This window comes from Nocardia rhizosphaerae, assembly GCF_042650365.1.
Taxonomy (GTDB): domain Bacteria; phylum Actinomycetota; class Actinomycetes; order Mycobacteriales; family Mycobacteriaceae; genus Nocardia; species Nocardia rhizosphaerae.
The window spans coordinates 237,739-258,348 of sequence record NZ_JBHSBA010000006.1; the positions used below are offsets into that span (position 1 = coordinate 237,739).

Sequence of the window (20,610 nt, forward strand, 5' to 3'; positions counted from 1 at the left end):
CAGCACCTCACCGCCCAGCTGAACGCTACTGATCCAGTTCGCGCACCAGCGAGTCGACGACCGCGACAAGATCACCCTGCGATTGCGCGGCGACCTGGCGTTGCCGCTGGTAGGAGGCACCGCGACGGGGGATATCGGCGACCGCGGCCAGTTCGTCGGCACAGCCGAGCCGGGCCGCGGTCGGCTCCAGTCGGTTGAGCAGATCGGTCAGATCGTCTGTGACCAATCGCTCATTGCTGTCGTCGTCGACGATCACGATGGCGTCGAGCCCGTAGCGCGCGGCCCGCCACTTGTTCTCCTGCACATGCCACGGCGGCAGCGTCGGCAGGTCCGCACCCTCGTCCAGCCTGCGTTCCAGGTCGACGACCAGGCAGTGGATCAGCGCGGCCATCGCGGCCAGCTCGGCGCGACTCGACAGCCCGTCGCACACCCGAACCTCGATCGTCCCCCACTTGGGTGCGGGCCGGATGTCCCAGTGCATACCGCCGAGCTGTTCGAACACACCGGTTTTGAGCTGATCGTGCACGAAACCCTCGAACTGCGGCCAATTCTCGAACTGGAACGGCAGGCCCGCGGTGGGCAGCTGCTGGAACATCAGGGCCCGGTTGCTGGCATAGCCGGTGTCGTCGCCGGACCACATCGGCGAGGACGCCGAGAGCGCGAGCAGATGCGGATACGACAGCAGCAGCGAGTTCAGGATCGGAAAGACCTTGTCGCGGTGCGAGACTCCCACGTGCACGTGCACGCCCCAGATCAGCATCTGGCGGCCCCACCACTGGGTGCGTTCGATCAGCTCGTCGTAATGCGCTGAGCGCGTGAGCTGCTGGGCCGACCACTGCGCGAACGGATGGGTGCCCGCGCAGAACAGGTCGACGCCGAGCGGGTCGGCCGCGCGGCGCACCGCGTCCATGGTGCCGCGCAGATCGTCCACCGCCGCGCCGACCGTGTCGTGGACGCCGGTCACCAGCTCGACGGTGTTGCGCAGCAACTCCTTGGACACCTGCGGGGTGCCGTCGTGGGCGCGCCGATCGCCGACGACGTCGAATACCGCGGCGGCGGTGTTGGACAGATCGCGCGTCACCTTGTCGACGAGCGCGATCTCCCATTCGATGCCGATAGTCGGCCTCGGTGAACCGGGGAACGGTACCGAATGCGCTACCCCGGCCATAGTCGTCTCGCTAACCGACCACGCCGCAGGCGACCCGAGCACCCGCGTCGCCCGTGGACAACGTGGTCTCGTCGGGCCCCGTGCCACCCTCGCGGGTGTACCTGGGAGGAATGTTACCGAAGTTGTCGGCGCCCGCGTGCACGATCAGCGCCTTGCCCTTCACCTGATCCAGCGTGACGCTGGAGGTCTGGGTGACCAGCTCGGCCGTGCCGTCGGCACCGACCTGCAGCGAGGTGAGGTCACCGCTGGCCGGGTGCGCGTCGGCGGCGCCGACCTGCAGATGCCCGCCCGCGGAGGTGAAATCGCCCTCGCACGTGCCGTTCTGGTGGAAGTGCAGGCCGTGGAAACCCGGAGTCAGCCCCTGCGCTTCGACGGTCACCACCAGGTGGCCGCCCTCGGCGACGATGGTGGTGGTGCCGACGTCACCGCCGGTGCTGTTCTTCAGCTCCGCGGTCAGCCCACCGGCGGCCGGGGTGCCGTGGTCGTCGCCGCCGTGGCTGTCGGTCTCGCCATGGCTGTCGTCACCGTGGCTGCCGCCCACAGGGGCGGGCGAGCTCGTCCACACCGGCGGGGTGGTCCCCTTGACGTCGCTCGATTCCTGGCTGTTGCTGCACGCGGCGAGGCCGAACACGGCAACCGCGAGCACCGGGGTCACGGTGCGCCAGGACGGGCGACGGGTTGGCGACGTGGCCATCAGGGAACTCCTTCAGTGCAGGGGCTGTACCGATCAAGATGATGCCACAGCGGCCACACAGCGCTCGGCACGGCGTGCCGCGCCCCGGTTCAGTTACCGGTCAGCACGACGACGACGCCCGGCGAGGTGTCACCGGTCTTCGGTACGACGGAGCCGCCCACCTCGGCGGCGATCTCGGTGGCCGCGGCCTTGTCACCGGCGCCGCTGCCGTAGAACACCGTCGTCGCGGTCAGATTCGACCCGCTGTAGTTGCCGCTGCTCACATTGGTCCAGCCCGCGGCGGTCAGCTGGCTCGCGGTGCGGCCCGCCAGCCCGGAGACCAGGCTGTTGTTCAGCACCCGCACCGGCACGCTCCGGTCGACGGTGCTCGTCGACGCGGTGGTGGTCGGCGCCACGGTGGTGGTCGGGACGACCGTGGTTGTCGGCGCGACCGTGGTGGTGGTCGGCGTGGCGGCCGAGGTGGTGGCCGGCGCCTGCGCGACCGCGCTCGAGGTCGTGGTCTCGGTCGTGGTCTCGGCCGCGTCGGTGGCCTCGGCACCGGAGTTCGACAACGACATCGCACCGAGCCCAGCGAAGACGATGGCCAGTGCGATCAACACCATCGCCAGCGCGCGCAGCGGTGGGCCGCCGGGGGTGGGATTCGGGTTGCTCACCCGCGCAACCCTAGTCGCAACGAGTCGGGCGTGGCTGTCATGTCTTACACCTGGAAGCCGAGTCGACGGGCGGCGCGGGCCTTCTGCCTGCTCGCCCGCAGCCTGCGCAGCCGCTTGACCAGCATCGGGTCGACGGCGAGCGCTTCTTCCTTGTCGACAACCGCGTTGAGCACCTGGTAGTACCTGGTGGCCGACATGGCGAAGAGTTCGCGGATCGCGTCCTCCTTGGCGCCCGCGTACTTCCACCATTTGCGTTCGAAGTCGAGGATCTCGAGTTCCCGGCGACTCAGACCGCCGGTCTCGTCGACGGTCGCGTCTTCGGAATGTCTGGCCTCGATGTTGCGAGCCGCTGCGCCGTCCATCTTGCTCCCTCGCCGAGTAACACGAGACGAAAATGACGCTTGCACGTCGCGGATCATTGAACCATGTGGGGGCTTGATCGTTCGAGCGATGTCCCGGCGTGTTGGCCACGCCGGCGCCACGTGGTCACGCCATGCGGTGGCGTTTCGCGGCCCACAGGGGCCGCCGCTCACCGAGACGCACCTCGGGCGATAATGGCGCCCATGGCAATTCTCCCGATCGTGATCGTCGGCGACCCAGTGCTGCACACTCCCACCGCTCCGGTGACGGAGACGCCTGCGGAGCTGGCCGAGCTGATCGCGGACATGTTCGACACCCTGACCGAGTCCAAGGGGGTCGGCCTCGCGGCCAACCAGGTCGGGGTCGGCAAGCGGCTGTTCATCTACGACTGCCCCGATGTCGACGCGGCGGGCAAGCCGATCAAGCGCAGGGGCGTCGTCGTCAACCCCGTGCTGGAGACCTCCGCGATCCCGGAGACCATGCCGGACCCCGATGACGACGAGGAGGGCTGCCTGTCCGTTCCCGGCGAGCAGTTCCCGACCGGCCGCGCCGACTGGGCCAGGGTCACCGGCACCGACGAGCACGGCGAGCCGGTCGATATCGAGGGCACCGGGTTCTTCGCCAGGATGCTCCAGCACGAGGTGGGCCACCTCGACGGCTTCCTGTACGTCGACGTGCTGATCGGCCGCAATGCCCGCGCCGCGAAGAAGGCGATCAAGCGCAACGGCTGGGGCACGCCGGGCCTGAGCTGGGTCCCCGGCACCGTGCCCGACCCGTTCGGCCATGACGACTGACATACCCCTCGGCCGCCGCGTGGTGCTGCGGTATCAGCTGCCGCAGGGTTATCCACAGCCATTCACCGATGTGATCGGCGAACTGGTCTCGCTCGACCCGCCGACGGTGCGCACCGCCGACGGCGAGCTGGTCGCGGTCGCACCGGATCGGGTCGTCGCGCTGAAAGCCATCGGGCCGCGCCCGATTCGCACCAGGGAGATCCGGTCGCTGGAGACGGCCGCGGCCGCGGCCTGGCCGGGCCGCACCCACCTGTGGATCGACGGCTGGCTCGCCCGCGCCGGCGACGGCTACACCAGCCGCGCGAATTCGGCTGTGCCATTGGGCGAATCCGGTGCTCCCGCGGTGCTGTCGATCGAGACCATGCGGCGGATCGCGGACTGGTACACCGAGCACGGGCTGCCGCTGCTGCTCCAGCTGCCGGACCGGCTCGCCCCGGTACCGCCGGGTTGGAGCACCTGGAACGAGACGACCGTCCTCGGCCTCGATATCGCGAATCTGGTTCTGCCGCAGGGGCCGTCGATGGTGCGGATCGCAGGCGAACCCGACCAGGGCTGGCTGGCGGTGCATCGCTACCGTGGCGAGATCCCCGTCGATGCCGGGGTGCGCGAGCCGGATCGCGCGGTACTCACCTCGGTGCTCGACGGGACCGTCGGCTTCGCCTCACTCGGTATGCCGGAACCGCTGGCCATCGGCCGCGGCGCCGTGACCACCGCACCCGACGGCAGACGCTGGGTCGGCCTGACCTGTGTCGCCGTGGCGACCGCGCATCGCCGCAACGGGCTCGCCGCGCTGCTGTGCGCCGAGCTGATCCGCTGGGGCGCCGAGCAGGGCGCCACCCATGCCTACGTGCAGGTGGAAGTGGGCAACGCCGCCGGCCTCGCGCTGTATCGCGAGCTCGGCTTCCTGGAACACCACAGCTACCGCTACGCCGCACCGCCGAGCAGTGTTCGATAGCGGCTGGCGCCGCGGTCGCGGCCCGCCGATGAAAGGGACCCCACAATGCGCCTCGCCACCTGGAACGTCAACTCGGTTCGCTCCCGCATCGATCGGGTGACAGCCTTCCTCGACCGCCACGATATCGACGTGCTGGCGATCCAGGAGACCAAGTGCCGCGATGACCAGTTCCCCTACGAGCAGTTCGACGCCGCGGGCTACGAGGTCGCGCACGTCGGCCTCAACCAGTGGAACGGGGTCGCGATCGTCTCCAGGGTCGGGCTCGACGACGTGGAGGTCGCGTTCCCCGATCAGCCCGGTTTCGACAAGAACGCCGGCGATTCGCTGATCGATTCGCCGGTGGTCGAGGCCAGGGCGATCGGCGCCACCTGCGGCGGGGTGCGGGTGTGGAGCCTGTACGTGCCCAACGGCCGGGCACTGGACGACCCGCACTACGCCTACAAGCTGGACTGGCTGTCGACGCTGCGAGCCGGTGCCACCCGCTGGCTGGCCGAGGACCCGGCCGCCAGGATCGCCCTGGTCGGCGACTGGAACATCGCCCCCACCGACGACGACGTGTGGTCGCCGGACTTCTTCACCGGCAAGACCCACACCTCCGATGCCGAGCGCGCCGCCTTCCAGGCGATGCTCGACACCGGCTTCCGCGATGTGGTCCGCCCGTTCACCCCCGGGCCAGGCGTCTACACCTACTGGGACTACACCCAGCTGCGCTTCCCCCGCAAGGAGGGCATGCGCATCGACTTCATCCTCGCCTCCCCCGCGCTGGCCGACCAGGTGAAGGACGCCGCCATCGACCGCGAGGAACGCAAGGGCAAGGGCGCGAGCGACCATGCCCCGGTGATCGCGGAGTTCACCGGCTGAGCACCGCAGCGGCGGTACCGTGGAAGCAGACCATCGCGGCCTGCGACGTAGCGGGAGGTGTGCTTGTGGCGTTCTACCGGCAGGTGGGCCATGTTCCACCGAAGCGGCATACACAGCATCGGGATGAGAACGGCAACCTCTATTACGAGGAGCTGATGGGCGAGGAGGGCTTCTCCGGCGACTCCTCGCTGCTCTACCACCGCGGCCTGCCACCAGCCATCGTCGACGTCGGCGCCTGGCACCTCCCCGACCAGACCCTGACCCCGAATCATCCACTGCACCACCGGCATCTGCGCCTGCCCGAGCTCTTCCCCGGTGACACCCCGGCCGCGACCGACCCGGTGACCGGGCGCAGGCTGGTGCTCGGCAATGCCGATGTGCGGATCTCGTACGTGGTCGCCAAGGGCGCGTCGCCGCTGTACCGCAATGCCATCGGTGACGAACTGGTGTACCTGGAATCCGGTGCGGCGGTGGTGGAGACCGTGTTCGGGACGCTGCCGGTGCGCGCGGGCCACCAGGTGATCATGCCGCGCGCCACCACCCATCGGTGGCTGCCCATGGGCGAGGAACCGCTGCGCGCGTATGTGATCGAGGCGTCGAGCCACCTCACCCCGCCGAAGCGGTATCTGTCGAAATTCGGTCAGCTGCTGGAGAATTCGCCGTATTGCGAGCGTGATCTGCACGGCCCAGCCGCCCCGCTGCTCGCCGAGGGCGAGGAGGTCGAGGTGCTGGTGAAGCACCGGCCGGCGGGCGAAGTGGTCGGTACCAGGATGGTCTACGCCACGCACCCGTTCGACGTCGTCGGCTGGGACGGCTGCCTGTACCCGTACACCTTCGATATCGCCGACTTCGAGCCGCTCACCGGCCGGGTCCATCAGCCGCCACCGGTGCATCAGGCCTTCGAGGCGGTCAATTTCGTCGTCTGCAATTTCGTGCCGCGCAAAGTGGACTACCACCCGCTGTCGATTCCGGTGCCCTACTACCACTCGAACGTCGACTCCGACGAGGTCATGTTCTATTGCGGCGGAGACTACGCGGCGCGCAAGGGCTCCGGGATCGCGCAGGGCTCGGTCTCGGTCCACCCCGGCGGCTACGCGCACGGTCCACAACCCGGCGCCTACGAGCGCAGCATCGGCGCCGAGTTCTTCGACGAGCTGGCGGTGATGGTGGACACCTTCCGCCCGCTGCAACTCGGCGAGGGCGCGCTGGCCTGCGAGGATCCCGGCTACGCGTGGACCTGGTCGGGGCGTGGACCGGGGCCGCGATGAGCGGGCGGCTGCTGCGGGTCGAGGTCGGTCCGGACTCGCTGTTCGGGCCGGAGAACATGCCGTACGGGGTGTTCGCCCCGCCGGGTGAGCTTTTCCGCGTCGGTGTGCGGTTGGGCGATACCGTGTTGGATCTTGCGGCTCTGCTTGGTGATTCGATGTTCGCTCGACCTGATTTGAACGCCTTCCTCGCCGCAGGTCCGGCCCGGTGGCGCGCGGCGCGAGAGCGGCTGCGTGAATTGGCCGACACTGCTTTGCCCGTCGAGGTGCTACACCCCGTGCATTCCGTGCGGATGACTTTGCCGGTGACTGTCGGTGACTACGTCGATTTCTATGCCAGCATCGACCACGCGACCAATCTGGGCAGGTTGTTCCGGCCCGATAGTGAACCGTTGCTGCCGAATTGGCGTCATCTGCCGGTGGGATATCACGGGCGAGCCGGCACCGTCGTGGTTTCGGGCACTCCGGTGGTCCGCCCGCGCGGTCAGCGCAGAACTGCCGCGGGCGCAACGGAATTCGGCCCTTCGCAGCGGCTGGATATCGAGGCAGAATTGGGATTCGTGGTCGGTTCCGGGTCGACGCTCGGTGTTCCGGTGGGCGTCGACGACTTCGCCGAGCACGTGTTCGGGGTCGCGCTGGTCAACGACTGGTCGGCACGCGATATCCAGGCCTGGGAGTACCAGCCGCTCGGGCCGTTCCTCGGTAAGTCCTTCGCGACTTCGCTGTCGGCGTGGGTCACTCCGTTGGCCGCGTTGGCGCAGGCGCGGGTGCCGCTGCCGAGCCAGGAGCCGGAACCGCTGCCGTACCTGCGCGCAACCGCCGACCACGGCCTCGATATCGACCTGGCGGTGGCGTGGAACGGCCACGTCGTCAGCCGACCGCCGTACGCGCGGATGTACTGGTCACCGGCGCAGATGCTGGCCCACCTCACGGCCAACGGAGCCTGCGTGCGTCCGGGCGACCTCTACGCCTCCGGCACCATCTCCGGGCCCGAGCCGACCCAGCGCGGTTCCTTCATCGAACTGTCCTGGGGCGGAAGAGAACCCATCGCCGTGGGTGCGGAAACCCGCACGTTCCTCGCCGACGGCGACGAAGTCACCATCACCGCAACCGCTCCCGGTGCGGCCGGTCGACCCATCGGCTTGGGCGACGTGCGCGGGCGAATACTGCCCGCGCCCCAGATCTGACCGGAGAACCGAGGACGTCCACCATCACCCGCGCATCGATACGTCACTCGCATGAAATCCATCATCGTCGCAGGGTCAGGGCTAGCCCTGATCACCCTCGCCCAGCTACCCCTGGCGGCCCCGCCGCCGCTGAACGCGGGCCCTACCCGGTGCCGTGCGCGCCGAGCTCGGGCCAGCAGGTCGGGGACTTCTTGTCGCGGCTGGCGGCAACCCTGCTCAGCGGGTCGTCGGCGGCGCAGTAGCGGGCGGCGGCATCCGCCCAGGGGCGGAGATGGTACTCGTCTCACCTCCGCCCCGAGGGGGTATCGGCAAGATTCCGTGCGGGATACGGTGGCGTTCGACGTTTCCTAGAGAGAGCCCCGACGATGTTGACGAGAATCGCCCGCGCCGCCGTGGGCAAGCCCCGAGTGGTGGTCGCGGTCGCGCTGCTGCTGATGATCCTGTGTGGCGCGATCGGTGCCACCGTGCACTCACACATGAAATCGGGCGGATTCGTCACCGATGACCTCGATTCGGTGCGGGCCAGCCAGTATCTGAGCGATCACTTCCCTGGCAGTGAGCCGAACTATGTCCTGCTGGTCACCGATGCGTCGGGAGGCGCCGACTCCACGGCCGCGACCGAGGCGGCGAACACCGCGATCGCCCAGCTCAACGCCCATTCCGACATCGTCAGCGGCGTGCAGTCGTACTGGACCTCGCGGCCCGACCTGAAGCAGGCCCTGCGCAGCAAGGACGGCAAGCGCGCGCTGATCCTGGCCAGCATCGAAGGCGACGACGCGGAGCTGCCGGTCCGCGCGGGCGAGCTCAGCGAAGAGATCGCGGTCGAGAGCGGTCCGGTGACGGTCGAACCGGGTGGGCTCGCCGCCTCCTTCTCCGATATCAACACCCAGATCAGCAAGGATCTGGTGATCGCCGAGGCCGTGGCCATCCCGATCACCGGCATCCTGCTCGCGCTGGTGTTCGGCAGCCTGGTTTCCGCCGCACTGCCCATCGCCATCGGCCTGTTCGCCATCGCCGCCGCGCTCGGCATCCTGCGGGTGCTGACCGCGGTCACCGACGTGTCGATCTTCGCGCTGAACATGACCACCGCGCTCGGCTTGGCCTTGGCGATCGACTACAGCCTGTTCATCGTCAGCCGGTACCGCGAGGAGCTGGCCGCGGGCGCCGCCCCGGCCGCCGCGGTGCATCGGGCCATCCAGACCGCCGGCCGCACCGTCGTGTACTCGGCGCTGGTGGTCGCGCTGTCGCTGTCGGCGTTGCTGGTGTTCCCGCAGTACTTCTTCAAGTCTTTCGCCTACGCGGGGATCGCGGTGGTCGCGGCCGCCGCCGGTGCCGCGGTGATCGTGCTGCCCGCGCTGCTGATCCTGGTGGGCGACCGGATCGACAGGGGCGATCTGCGGGCGCCGCTGCGCCGGCTGTTCCGGCTCGCCCCACGCGAGGAGAAGGCACCGCAGCAGACGTTCTGGTACCGCCTGGTCACCGCGGTGATGAAACGGCCACTCCCGGTCGCGCTCGTCACCACCGCGTTCCTGCTGCTGCTCGGTTCGCCGTTCCTCGGCGTGCAGTTCGGCTACCCCGACGACCGCTCCCTGCCCACCGGCGTGGCCAGCCGCGATGTGGGTGACGTGCTGCGGACCGAGTTCGACGCCGACATGGCGGCCAGCGCCACCGTGGTCCTGCCCGGATTCGGCGGCACCGCCGACGAGCTGGACGCCTACGCGCTGGAGCTGTCCAAGGTGCCCGATGTGCCCGCCGTGCTGAGCAGCGAGGCCGTCTACCGCAACGGCCTGCGGGTCGCGGCCGGGGTGCCCGAGATGGCCGATCCCGTCCATGGGGCATACCTGTCGGTGGCTACCAGCCTCGATCCGTACTCCGACGCGGGCCGCGAGCAGCTCGACGCCATCCGTGCTGTCGACGCGCCCGGCGACGCACTCGTCACCGGCCCCGCCGCGCTCAATCAGGACTCGGTCGTCGCGATCACCGGCAAACTGCCGCTGGCGGGCGCGCTGATCGCGATCACCACCCTGGTGCTGCTGTTCCTGTTCACCGGCAGTGTGGTGCTGCCGGTGAAGGCCCTGGTCCTCAACATCCTGTCGCTCGCGGCGACCTTCGGCGCGATGGTGTGGATCTTCCAGGAGGGCAACCTGTCCGGGCTGCTCGGCTTCACCGCCACCGGCACCCTCAACCTGGCCATGCCCATCCTCATGTTCAGTCTGGCCTTCGGCGCGTCGATGGACTACGAGGTGTTCCTGCTCTCGCGCATCCGCGAGGAATGGCTGGCCGGGCCCAAGACCACCGAGGGCAATACCGAGGCCGTCGCCATGGGTGTGGCCCGCACCGGCCGCATCTTCACCGCCGCCGCCCTGCTGATGAGCATCGTGTTCCTCGGCGTGGCGACCTCGGGGGTGTCGATGATGAAGCTGTTCGGTCTGGGCTGTGCGTTGGCGGTGATCAGCGACGCGACCGTCATCCGCGGCCTGCTCGCGCCCGCGCTGATGCGGATGATGGGCACCTGGAACTGGTGGTCGCCGAAGCCGCTGGTCAAGCTGCACAACAGGTTCGGGTTGCGGGAAGCCGCGGAGGCCGAGCCGACGCCAGCCGTTCCCAGGGAAAAAGTCACCACCCACTAGCCATCCGGCGAAACCGCCGCATAGACTCTGATCCGCCACGCACGCCCCGACCTCGAGGAGGGGCCCGCCGCGCAGCGGCGGTTCGCGGCCGTCCCGCCGATGGGAGGTCGTTGCGTAGGCGACGAAGGAGCAAGCAACGGCCTCCCATCGGCGGGACCAAGGGGCCGCGAACTCGAGCGCGCCAGCGCTCCAACAAGCACGGGGGCTCGCACCAGCGGGCTGAGAGGACGGCTAGCCCTGTCGACAGGGCGGTCAGGGCCGTCGACCGTATGAACCTGACCGGGTAATGCCGGCGTAGGGAGGAACAACCATGGGCACAGCCACGTCCGCGAACGGGAGCACCGCCGCGATCGACACCGTCACCACCGGTCCGATCGATGGCAGTGTCAAGCACTACCAAGAGGTCGACGGGCTGCGCGTTCCGGTGCGGCGGATCAACCTCACCAATGGCGAGCACTTCGACGTCTTCGACACCTCCGGCCCGTACACCGACGACAACGCGACGATCGATCTCGAAGCCGGTCTGCCGAAGCTGCGCGACGAGTGGGACAAGCCCGCCGTCGACGGCCCGCGTACCCAGCTGCACTGGGCTCGCCAGGAGATCATCACCGCGGAGATGCGCTTCATCGCCGCCCGCGAGGGTGTCTCGCCGGAGCTGGTGCGCGACGAGGTCGCCGCCGGCCGCGCGGTGATCCCGGCCAACCACAAGCACCCGGAGCTGGAGCCGACCATCATCGGCAAGAAGTTCCTGGTGAAGATCAACGCCAATATCGGCAACTCGGCGGTGTCGTCCTCGATCGCCGAGGAGGTGGAGAAGATGGTGTGGGCCACCCGCTGGGGCGCCGACACCATCATGGATCTGTCCACCGGCAAGAACATCCACGAGACCCGCGAATGGATCCTGCGCAATTCCCCGGTCCCGGTCGGCACCGTGCCGATCTACCAGGCGCTGGAGAAGGTCAACGGTGATCCGACCAAGCTCACCTGGGAGCTGTACCGCGACACCGTGATCGAGCAGTGCGAGCAGGGTGTCGACTACATGACGGTGCACGCGGGCGTGCTGCTGCGCTACATCCCGCTCACTGCCAAGCGGGTCACCGGCATCGTCTCGCGCGGCGGGTCGATCATGGCGGCGTGGTGTCTGGCGCATCATCAGGAATCGTTCCTGTACACACACTTCCGGGAACTGTGCGAGATCCTGGCGCGCTACGACGTCACCTTCTCCCTCGGTGACGGCCTGCGTCCCGGCTCCATCGCCGACGCCAACGACGAAGCCCAGTTCGCCGAGCTGCGAACCCTCGGCGAGCTCACCACGATCGCGAAATCCTATGGCGTGCAGGTGATGATCGAAGGGCCCGGCCATGTGCCGATGCACAAGATCGTGGAGAACGTGCGGCTGGAAGAGGAACTCTGCGAGGAGGCACCCTTCTACACCCTCGGTCCGCTCGCCACCGATATCGCGCCCGCCTACGACCACATCACCTCGGCGATCGGCGCCGCGATCATCGCCCAGGCGGGTACGGCCATGCTCTGCTACGTCACCCCGAAGGAGCATCTCGGCCTGCCCAACCGCGACGATGTGAAGGTCGGCGTGATCACCTACAAGATCGCCGCCCACGCCGCCGACCTTGCCAAGGGCCACCCACACGCCCAGGCCCGCGACAACGAGTTGTCCAAGGCGCGTTTCGAATTCCGCTGGCACGACCAGTTCGCGCTCTCGCTCGACCCGGACACCGCCCGCGAGTATCACGACGAGACCCTGCCCGCCGAGCCGGCCAAGACCGCGCACTTCTGTTCGATGTGCGGCCCCAAGTTCTGCTCCATGCGGATCTCCGCCGATGTTCGCGAGTACGCGGAACGGCAGGGCCTCACCGATGTCGCGGCGATCGAGGCGGGCATGGCGGAGAAGTCCGCCGAATTCGCCGACCACGGCAACCAGGTCTATCTCCCGGTCGTCTCCTGACCCATCCGGCGTCACCCCCGAAGTTCTGCCCATGAGTTTCGGGGGATTCGCCTGGTCAGAGCGGTCAGTAATGTTGCTCGCATGTCCTTCAGAATGAAAAGCACGATCGCGGGTGTCGGGGTGGCCGCGGCCATGGTCCTTGCCGCACCGCTCGCGTCCGCAGAGGCCGCGCCGGTCGCCGATTCCGGGTCCTCGTCGATCGGTTGCACGTCCACCGATATCAACCCCTGCCCGATTCGCCCGTTGCTCGACCTGATCACCGCGTTGACCAGCGGATCAGCCGACGGCGTCTAGGCCGGGCGCCGCTGCGGTAGCGTCGCCGATATGGCCGACGCCTTCTACCTGCCCGACCCGGCCGACCCTGATCGGTTCGTTTCCACCGAGCTGACCAGGGGGCCGTGGTCGCCGGACGCCCAGCATGCCGGGCCGCCATCGGCGCTGCTCGGGCATGTCATCGAGCGGTGTGAGCCGCGGCCGGGGTTCCAGGTGGGGCGAGTCGCGGTGGAGATCCTCGGTCCGGTGCCGCTGGCGCCGTTGACAGCACGCGCCGAGGTGGTGCGGTCGGGGCGCAGCGTCGAGCTGATCCAGGCGACACTGTCGTCCGAACGCGGGCCGGTCATGCAGGCCACGGCGTGGCGGCTCAAGCTTGCCGAACCAGCCCTCGACCTGCCGGTGGAGTTCCTGCCCACCGGCGCCATGACACTGCCCGCCGAAACCGCGGCGGAGCGGTTCCCGTCCGATCAGGCGATCGGCTTCCACACCGGCATCGAATACCGTTTCACCACCGGCTCTTTCGCCACCCCTGGTCCGGCGATGTGCTGGATCAGGTTGAAACACCCGATCGTCGCGGGCACCACGCCGAGCCCGCTGGAACGCACCCTCGCCGCCGCCGATTCCGGCAACGGCGTGAGCGCCGTGCTCGACTGGTCGAAGTATCTGTTCATCAACACCGACCTCACCGTCACCCTGCACCGGCACCCGATAGGCGAGTGGGTGTGCCTGGACGCGGTGACCCACCCTCAACCACACGGCATCGGTCTCGCCGAATCCGCCCTGTTCGACGAGACCGGACCGCTCGGCCGCAGCACCCAGACCCTGCTCATCGCCCCGCGGAGCTGATCAGCGCAGCGCCTCCAGATCGACCAGATCGGCATTGCCGTGCTTGCGCAGCTCGGTCTCGGCGGTGCTGGTGCGCCGGAACGGGTCACCCTCGCCAGTGGCCAGCAGGCCACGTAGGCTGCCGGTGACGTAAGCGCCCCAGGCGTTCGAGCACACCTCGTAGCACTCGCCCGCGGGTACCAGACCCCGATGAGTGAACCGGATTTCGGTGCCGTCCTCGGTGTCGGTGAGGTCGAAGACGACGTCGGTGTCCTCCCATTCGGCGGTGTCGGCGACGAAGCCGATCCAGGAGTCGGTGACATGCCACACCAACCGGCGACCCGGCACCGATTCGGTAGTCGTCATGGTGCAGCGGTGGATGCCGGGAACCTCGAAAAGATAACTGTCGCCGACGGTTCCGGTGTCGCCGACAATCGTCTCCGACCACCAGGACCGCACGTCGTTGATGGCGGCGAAGGCCTCGGCCGGTGTCTTGCCGACGGTGACGGTGACGGTGAAATCGTTGTCACTCATGATGTTTCCTTCCGGCTCAGCCGTCGAGATGGCGGCGGAGCGCGTCGAGGGGGCCGTCCCAGTCACGGGCGAGGGCGGCCAGGAACTGTTGCGCCATCTGCATCGGCGCGGAGTCGAGCCGGTAGCGCACGCGTCGCCGCTCACCCGGCTCCGGGATCACCAGGCCCGCCTCGGTCAGCAGGGCGAGGTGTTTGGCGATCGCCTGCCTGGTGATCGGCAGGCGATCGGCGAGGTCGGTCGCGGTGGCCGGGCCGTGCGCGGCGAGCGCGGCCAGGACCGACCGCCTGCTCGGATCGGCCAGTGCGACGAAGACCCGTTCGGCGGTGGTCTCGAGCTCAGGCCGCATCGAGGTACTCGACGAGCTCACCCAGCTCGCTCTTCCAGCCACCGACATTGCCTTCGAACGCTTCGGCGTGCGCGTCGGCGGGCAGCTGGGCGAACCCGCTCTCGGTGACGGTCAGCCGGGTGCCGGAGCCGACCGGTTCCAGCGTGAACTCCACATATGTCCGGCGCGGATCGTCGTCGGGCAGCCCATTGATCGGCCAGGTGTAGCCGAACACCGTCGGCTCCTCGACCCGCTCCACCCGCATATCCGCCGCGAACCCCTCCTTCCAGGTCATCCGCATATCCCCGCCGGGCCTCAGGTCGATTTCCGCGGTATTGCCGAACCAGCTCGCCAGCCCTTCCGCGGTGGTGATCGCCGCCCACACCTTGGCGGGCGAATGCGCGAGCTCGACCGTCCGCACGATCTGATCGGGAAATCCCATGATGCCTCCTTTGTAGCAACCCGTTGGTTGCCAAATATGTTATTGCAACCTATTGGTTGCGTCAACGCTCCGCGACCACTAATCGCCGCCGCGGTAGATATCCCGACCGATCCGCCGTTCTATGTGCGACAAGCGCGGCCCACACCGCCTCGGTCGCACCACGGATTCCACTTCGTCGACACAGGTCTCCATGTGATTGAGCACATCGTGCGCCGCGAATCGCAGCACGAGCCAGCCCCGCCGCTGCAACCAGTTCTGCCTGCGCCGGTCACTGCGGAACGTTTGGCGGTCGCTGTGGAACTCCCACCCGTCGATCTCCACGATGGTGCGCGTGCTTTCGTCGACGAAGTCACCGACGAACGGGCCGACGGAGTGATTGGGCAGCAGGTACAGCCGTCGACGTGCGAGCGCACGCGCGAACAGGCGCTCCGGTTCGGACACCGACTTCAGCGCCGCCTCGCGCAGTTGCCTGCGCATGGCGGGTGCGCCGTGGCCGCGACAGATCTCGAGTACCGCACTTCGAGACGCCACGCGGCCGAGCGTCCGGTCGACGAGACGATCGGCTTCTGCTTCGGGAAGTACCGCGACACAATCGAACAACGTCTGGGCGGGTGTCACGACCGGCAAGTCGGCACTGCGGTCGAGGGCGCTGTCGGGCAGGTCGCGGCGATAGAGCCGGAGCCACGGCGGCGCCTTTCTGCTCACCGCCTTCGGCACCGTCGCTTCGATGACGTCCGGCTCGGGCAGCAAGTTCCACAACCACGCCGCGGTTCGGTGGCTCAGGCGCGCGCCGGGCAGCCATTCGATCACCGCGGCGCAGCGCCCCAACGCGGTCGGCGGTCCCAGACTGTAGGTGCGGGGCAGGACTCGGACGTAGACACCACGTCGGCACCGATCGTCGATCGTGCCCGGCGGTACGCCCTCGGCGAGTAGTTGGCTGCGCGTGCGGATTCCGTAGTCCATTGTGGGAGTTTCGCCGGGGTCCGTCGCACCGCAGCTGGCGCTACCTGGCCTTTCAGCCGGGATGTGGATAACTCGCAGGGTGGGGATAACCACGTTGTGCACACACGAATCCAGATGATGGTCGATATCCGCACAGGAATCACGATATGTGTGTGGTCAGCGCGGTACCCCACCTCGCGGACCGGGGCTACCCCGCCCGGCTCGAGATCTGCTGCACCGCCCAGCTGTTGCCGTCGGGGTCGTCGAAGAAGACGAAGCCGACATTGTCGAGGGGATGCGGGGTGGGGCGCGGGTTCTCGCCGAGCTCACGCACCTCGGTGACATCGACGCCGCGCGCCACCAGTTCCGCGTGCGCCCGCACGATATCGGGCACGACGAGTTGCAGGCCCTTCAGCGATCCCGGCACCATCTCCGGCACCGCGCCCTTGCCGATGACGATCGAACAGCCGGAGCCAGGGGGCGTGAGCTGCACGACGCGGACGTCGTCGGAGATCACCGTGTCGTGGTCGACGGCGAAACCGAGCCGGTTCGCGTAGAAATCCTTGGCCCGGTCGATATCGGACACGGGGACGATCACCACTTCCAGAGTCCAGTTCACGACGTACCTCCCGGTGTGATTCGCGACGTCGCCGAGTCTGCCACCGCGGCGCGGTTCACGAGCGCCGTTCCCACCGCCAGGCGAACTCCCCACCTGCGGGCGGCGGGCCAGGCAGCTCAGCGTCCACGGTCATTCCGTCGATCAGCAGGGCGAGCACACGGCGGCGCATCTGCGCGGTGCGTTCGGGAGTCGCCATGGTGACCGCGGCGCAAGCCTCCAGCACCAGGCCGAGATCGAGGGCGCCGAAGTCGGGCCGCAGCCGCCCGGTGGCGTGCGCCCGGCGGACCAGTTCCTCGGCCGCGTCGCCCGCGCGCAGGACGTCGGGGAGCATCGCGTCGTCGGGCGTGAAGGTGCCGGCCAGGTGCACGGTCAGCGAGTGCACATCGGCGTCGACCACCCGTTCCAGGAACTCGACCAGCCCCTGCCAGCCGTCCGAATTTTCCAGTGCCGCATCGGCTTCGGCGTTGTAGCGGCGCAGCCCGTCGTGGCACAGGGTGCGCAGCAGGTCCTCCTTGCCCGGATATCTGCGGTAGAGCGCGCTGATGCCGACCCCGGCTCGCTCGGCGACGGCCGCGATCGGCGCCCCCGGATCGGCGAGAAAGACGGCGCGGGCCGCGTCGAGGATCAGCCCGTCGTTGCGGGCCGCCTGCGCCTTGCGGCCGGGAAGGCGGGGCTGATCTGCGGTTTCGGTCTGCTTCGGCATGACTTCAGTCTAGCACTTGAAACGGAATGATCCGTTCTGCTACTGTCTAAACAGAACGAAGCATTCCGTTTCAGAAAGAGGAACCCCGATGACCTCCACCGCCACCATCACCCCCTTCCGTATCGAGATCCCGCAGGCCCAGCTCGACGATCTGGCCGCGCGCCTGCGCGGCGCGCTCTACCCCGACGAGCTGCCCGGCGTCGGCGACGCCTACGGCGTCCCGGCCGGCCGGGTGCGAGCGCTCGCGCAGTACTGGCTGGAGGAATTCGACTGGCGCGCACTGGAATCCGAGCTGAACTCCTACCCGCAGTTCACCACCGAGATCGAGGGCGAGGACATCCACTTCCTGCACATCCGCTCCACCCGCGCGGACGCGACGCCGGTGATCCTCACCCACGGCTGGCCGGGCTCGATCCTGGAATACCTCGATGTCATCGCGCCGCTCACCGAACCGGAATCGGCCGAGCAGCCCGCCTTCCACCTGGTCATCCCCTCGCTGCCCGGCTTCGGCTTCTCCGGGCCCACCCGCAGCACCGGCTGGAACCGCTACCGCACTGCCCGCGCCTGGGCGGAGCTGATGGCCCGGCTCGGCTACGAGCGCTACGGCGCCATCGGCAACGACGGCGGCTCGATGGTCTCCCCCGAGATCGGGCGGATCGCGCCGGAGCGGGTGCTCGGCGTGCACGTTACGCAGCTGTTCTCGTTCCCGTCCGGCGACCCGGCCGAGTTCGATGACCTCTCCGAGGCTGATATGGCCGCGCTGGCGCACCTGCAGTGGTTCCACGAGAACAAGATGTCGTTCAACACCTTGCACAGCCAGCAGCCGCAGACCCTGGCCTACGCGCTGGCCGATTCCCCGATCGGGCTGCTCGGCTGGAACGCGCAACTGTTCGGCGAATCGCTGGACGCGCGGTTCGTCGTCGCGAATGTGGCGCTCTACTGGCTCACCAGGACGGCGGGGTCGTCATTGCGCTTCTACTACGAGGACGCGCACGCCACCGAGCATCCGACCGAGCCGACCGTGGTGCCGACCGGGCTGGCGATGTTCGCGGGCGACTTCCAGTCGATCCGCCGATTCGCCGAGCGCGATCACCGCAATATCGTCAGCTGGAACTCCTACGACACCGGCGCGGCGGCCGGTGGCGCCAACGATGCCGCGGGGCATTACGCCGCCCACGAGGCGCCGGATGTGCTGGTCGCCGATATTCGCCAGTTCTTCGCCGGGCTCCGCTGAACCGCTTCGGTGCCGCGGCCCACGCTCCCCTCATCGGTGCGTGGGTCGCGGCCCTTTCGAATCATGCACCAGCGCAGAGCGATACGCGCACCGAAGAAACCAATCAGTGATGTTCGTGCAGTTCACCCCAGGCCGGGAAAGGGTCGGGGTAGCTGGTCCAGCTCGCCGGGCCCGCCGCGAACTCGGCATCGGTGAGCAGCGCGGCGTCGAGTTCGCGCCGCACGGCCGCCGCGTCGAGGCGGACACCGATGAACACGATCTCCTGCCCGGCCGACACCTCCAGCGACGACCACCACGCGCCCGGCTCGAAGGTCAGATTCGGGCCCGCCTGCGACCAGATCGCGGCGAGCTCGGGGCGGCTGGCGATCCAGCAGAAACCCTTGCTGCGCAGCATCCCACGCAACCCGGAGAGCGCGGTCTGCAGCCGGTCGGGATGGAACGGCCGGTCGGCGGTGTAGGTGAGACTGCTGATGCCGTATTCCTCGGTTTCCGGGGTGTGGCCACCAGCCAGCTCCTCGGCCCAGCCGTCGGTTTCGGCGGCGGCCACCGGGTTGTAGCGACCGGTCCCGAGCACCTCGGCCAGCTCGACGACCCCCTTCTCGGTACGCAGGATCCGGGCACGTGGGTTGAGCCTGCGCACCGTCGCCTCGACGGTGGCCGCGGCGTTCGCGCTCACCAGATCGGTCTTGTTGATGAGTAGCACGTCGGCGAATTCCACCTGGTCGACCAGCAGATCGGCGATGGTGCGCGAATCGCCGTCGCCCGCCTCCAGCTGCCGCTCGGCCAGCGCCTGTCCCTTCACCAGTTCGGCGAGGAAGGTCGAGGCGTCGACCACGGTCACCATGGTGTCGAGGGCGGCCAGTTCGCCGAGGCGGAAACCGTCCTCGAATTCCCATTCGAAGGTCGCGGCGACCGGCATCGGCTCGGAGATGCCGGTGGACTCGATCACCAGCTGATCGAAGCGGCCGTCGCGGGCCAGCTTCGCGACCGCCTCGATCAGGTCCTCCCGCAGCGTGCAGCAGATGCAGCCGTTGGTGAGCTCGACCAGCTTCTCCTCGGTGCGGTCGAGGTGACCCTGGCCCGCGACGAGCGCCGCGTCGATGTTCACCTCGCTCATATCGTTGACGATCACCGCCACCCGGCGGCCCTCGCGGTTGGCGAGGATGTGGTTGAGCAGCGTGGTCTTACCCGCGCCGAGGAAGCCGGACAACACGGTGACGGGCAGGCGCCCGGTGGATGCGGAGTTGGTCACGTAATTAACGATAATGGTTTTCATTAGCTGTTGTCGGGCGGGGTCCCGGAATCGGACACGCGGTCGTAGGGTTGGGGCGTGAAGATGCTGCCGCTGACCCCCGATGGCCAGACCCCCGTTCGCGCGCTCACCATCGCGGGCACCGACTCCGGCGGCGGCGCGGGCATCCAGGCCGACTCGCGCACCATGGCGCTGTGCGGTGTGCACGCCTGCGTCGCGGTGGCGGCGGTGACCGTGCAGAACACGGTGGGCGTCAGCGGTTTTCACGAGATCCCGCCGCAGATCGTGGCCGACCAGGTGCGCACGGTGGTGCGTGATATCGGGATCGGCGCCGCCAAGACCGGCATGCTCGCCTCCACCGCGATCATCGAGGCAGTGGCCGAGGTGTGCCGGGAGGTCGGGATCGGCCGCGACGGCACCGTCCCGCTCGTGGTCGACCCGGTCGCCGCCTCCATGCACGGCGACCCGCTATTGCACGCCGAGGCGCTCGACGCGGTCCGCACCACCCTGATTCCGCTGGCCACGGTGGTGACCCCGAACCTCGACGAGGTCCGGCTGATCACCGGCATCGAGGTGGTCGACGACACCACCGCGCGCAAGGCCGCGCAAGCGCTGCACGAACTCGGCGCCAGGTGGGCGATTGTGAAGGGCGGCCATCTGCGAGCCTCGGAGGTGAGCACCGACCTGCTCTACGACGGCGACACCTTCCGCGAGTTCACCGCGCCACGCATCGCCACCGGCAACGACCACGGCGGCGGCGACACGCTCGCGGCCGCGATCGCCAGCGCGCTCGCCAACGGCTATTCCGTGCCCGACGCGGTGGCCTTCGCCAAGGAGTGGACCTTCCGCTGCCTGGCCGCGTCCTACGATCTCGGCGCGGGCCACGGCCCGGTCTCCCCCCTGTGGCGGTTGCATACCGACGTCTAGCGTG

The 20,610-nt window shown here is 68.5% G+C and carries 22 protein-coding genes; 11 read left to right on the forward strand and 11 right to left on the reverse strand.

Features of this window, described 5'->3' with window-relative positions:
* Window positions 1-25: 25 nt before the first annotated feature.
* The 4 genes from ACFOW8_RS14570 to ACFOW8_RS14585 form a co-directional block, all read right to left on the reverse strand.
* Entirely contained in the window at window positions 26-1,168 is a 1,143-nt protein-coding gene (locus ACFOW8_RS14570; protein ID WP_378551132.1) for a glutamate--cysteine ligase, read from the reverse strand.
* Between the two features lie 10 nt (window positions 1,169-1,178).
* Window positions 1,179-1,862 (reverse strand): superoxide dismutase[Cu-Zn], encoded by a 684-nt coding sequence (gene sodC, locus ACFOW8_RS14575; protein ID WP_378551133.1) that lies wholly within the window; start codon window positions 1,860-1,862, stop codon window positions 1,179-1,181.
* An 89-nt stretch (window positions 1,863-1,951) separates the two neighbouring features.
* Entirely contained in the window at window positions 1,952-2,515 is a 564-nt protein-coding gene (locus ACFOW8_RS14580; RefSeq protein WP_378551134.1) for a LytR C-terminal domain-containing protein, read from the reverse strand.
* A 44-nt stretch (window positions 2,516-2,559) separates the two neighbouring features.
* A complete protein-coding gene (locus ACFOW8_RS14585; protein ID WP_378551135.1) occupies window positions 2,560-2,877 on the reverse strand; it encodes a DUF3263 domain-containing protein in 318 nt (105 codons plus the stop codon).
* Window positions 2,878-3,078: 201 nt separating this feature from the next.
* On the opposite strand from ACFOW8_RS14585, the gene ACFOW8_RS14590 reads away from it, so the two are divergent.
* The 9 genes from ACFOW8_RS14590 to ACFOW8_RS14630 all read left to right on the forward strand — a co-directional run bounded on the left by ACFOW8_RS14590 (window position 3,079) and on the right by ACFOW8_RS14630 (window position 13,649).
* Window positions 3,079-3,669, forward strand: a complete 591-nt coding sequence (locus ACFOW8_RS14590; protein WP_378551136.1) for a peptide deformylase — start codon at window positions 3,079-3,081, stop codon at window positions 3,667-3,669.
* Window positions 3,659-4,624: an N-acetylglutamate synthase, CG3035 family gene (locus ACFOW8_RS14595; RefSeq protein ID WP_378551137.1), complete on the forward strand. Its 966-nt coding sequence runs from the start codon at window positions 3,659-3,661 to the stop codon at window positions 4,622-4,624. Before ACFOW8_RS14590 ends, ACFOW8_RS14595 begins: the two co-directional genes overlap by 11 nt.
* Window positions 4,625-4,669: 45 nt before the next feature.
* Window positions 4,670-5,485, forward strand: coding sequence for an exodeoxyribonuclease III (locus ACFOW8_RS14600; RefSeq protein WP_378551138.1), 816 nt, complete (start codon window positions 4,670-4,672; stop codon window positions 5,483-5,485).
* 65 nt (window positions 5,486-5,550) lie between these two features.
* On the forward strand, window positions 5,551-6,753 hold the full coding sequence (locus ACFOW8_RS14605) for a homogentisate 1,2-dioxygenase (RefSeq protein WP_378551139.1): 1,203 nt from the start codon (window positions 5,551-5,553) through the stop codon (window positions 6,751-6,753).
* A gap of 8 nt (window positions 6,754-6,761) precedes the next feature.
* Complete coding sequence (gene fahA / locus ACFOW8_RS14610; protein WP_378551202.1) at window positions 6,762-7,937, forward strand: fumarylacetoacetase; 1,176 nt, start codon at window positions 6,762-6,764, stop codon at window positions 7,935-7,937.
* 365 nt (window positions 7,938-8,302) lie between these two features.
* Window positions 8,303-10,567 carry an MMPL family transporter gene (locus ACFOW8_RS14615; RefSeq protein ID WP_378551140.1) on the forward strand — a complete coding sequence of 755 codons (2,265 nt, stop codon included), beginning with the start codon at window positions 8,303-8,305 and terminating at the stop codon, window positions 10,565-10,567.
* A 310-nt stretch (window positions 10,568-10,877) separates the two neighbouring features.
* Window positions 10,878-12,530, forward strand: coding sequence for a phosphomethylpyrimidine synthase ThiC (gene thiC / locus ACFOW8_RS14620; RefSeq protein WP_378551141.1), 1,653 nt, complete (start codon window positions 10,878-10,880; stop codon window positions 12,528-12,530).
* An 81-nt stretch (window positions 12,531-12,611) separates the two neighbouring features.
* The gene (locus ACFOW8_RS14625) at window positions 12,612-12,824 is read left to right on the forward strand and encodes a hypothetical protein (protein ID WP_378551142.1); all 213 of its coding nucleotides are present in this window, start codon (window positions 12,612-12,614) and stop codon (window positions 12,822-12,824) included.
* A 30-nt stretch (window positions 12,825-12,854) separates the two neighbouring features.
* Window positions 12,855-13,649 (forward strand): thioesterase family protein, encoded by a 795-nt coding sequence (locus ACFOW8_RS14630; RefSeq protein ID WP_378551143.1) that lies wholly within the window; start codon window positions 12,855-12,857, stop codon window positions 13,647-13,649.
* On the opposite strand, the gene ACFOW8_RS14635 is transcribed toward ACFOW8_RS14630, so the two are convergent.
* The 6 genes from ACFOW8_RS14635 to ACFOW8_RS14660 all read right to left on the reverse strand — a co-directional run bounded on the left by ACFOW8_RS14635 (window position 13,650) and on the right by ACFOW8_RS14660 (window position 17,193).
* Window positions 13,650-14,162, reverse strand: coding sequence for an SRPBCC family protein (locus ACFOW8_RS14635; protein WP_378551144.1), 513 nt, complete (start codon window positions 14,160-14,162; stop codon window positions 13,650-13,652).
* A 16-nt stretch (window positions 14,163-14,178) separates the two neighbouring features.
* Window positions 14,179-14,508, reverse strand: coding sequence for an ArsR/SmtB family transcription factor (locus ACFOW8_RS14640; protein WP_378551145.1), 330 nt, complete (start codon window positions 14,506-14,508; stop codon window positions 14,179-14,181).
* Entirely contained in the window at window positions 14,498-14,929 is a 432-nt protein-coding gene (locus ACFOW8_RS14645) for an SRPBCC domain-containing protein (RefSeq protein ID WP_378551146.1), read from the reverse strand. Before ACFOW8_RS14645 ends, ACFOW8_RS14640 begins: the two co-directional genes overlap by 11 nt.
* A 78-nt stretch (window positions 14,930-15,007) precedes the next feature.
* Entirely contained in the window at window positions 15,008-15,892 is an 885-nt protein-coding gene (locus ACFOW8_RS14650; protein ID WP_378551147.1) for a DUF559 domain-containing protein, read from the reverse strand.
* A gap of 187 nt (window positions 15,893-16,079) precedes the next feature.
* Complete coding sequence (locus ACFOW8_RS14655) at window positions 16,080-16,490, reverse strand: VOC family protein (RefSeq protein ID WP_378551148.1); 411 nt, start codon at window positions 16,488-16,490, stop codon at window positions 16,080-16,082.
* A 55-nt stretch (window positions 16,491-16,545) separates the two neighbouring features.
* Window positions 16,546-17,193, reverse strand: a complete 648-nt coding sequence (locus tag ACFOW8_RS14660) for a TetR/AcrR family transcriptional regulator (RefSeq protein WP_378551149.1) — start codon at window positions 17,191-17,193, stop codon at window positions 16,546-16,548.
* Between the two features lie 88 nt (window positions 17,194-17,281).
* Between ACFOW8_RS14660 and ACFOW8_RS14665 the strand changes: the two genes are divergently transcribed.
* A complete protein-coding gene (locus tag ACFOW8_RS14665) occupies window positions 17,282-18,427 on the forward strand; it encodes an epoxide hydrolase family protein (protein WP_378551150.1) in 1,146 nt (381 codons plus the stop codon).
* Between the two features lie 103 nt (window positions 18,428-18,530).
* Here the strand turns inward: ACFOW8_RS14665 and ACFOW8_RS14670 are convergent, their stop codons facing one another.
* On the reverse strand, window positions 18,531-19,679 hold the full coding sequence (locus ACFOW8_RS14670) for a GTP-binding protein (RefSeq protein ID WP_378551151.1): 1,149 nt from the start codon (window positions 19,677-19,679) through the stop codon (window positions 18,531-18,533).
* Between the two features lie 78 nt (window positions 19,680-19,757).
* Here ACFOW8_RS14670 and thiD point away from each other — a divergent pair, with 78 nt between their 5' ends.
* A complete protein-coding gene (gene thiD, locus ACFOW8_RS14675; protein ID WP_378551152.1) occupies window positions 19,758-20,606 on the forward strand; it encodes a bifunctional hydroxymethylpyrimidine kinase/phosphomethylpyrimidine kinase in 849 nt (282 codons plus the stop codon).
* Window positions 20,607-20,610: the final 4 nt, after the last annotated feature.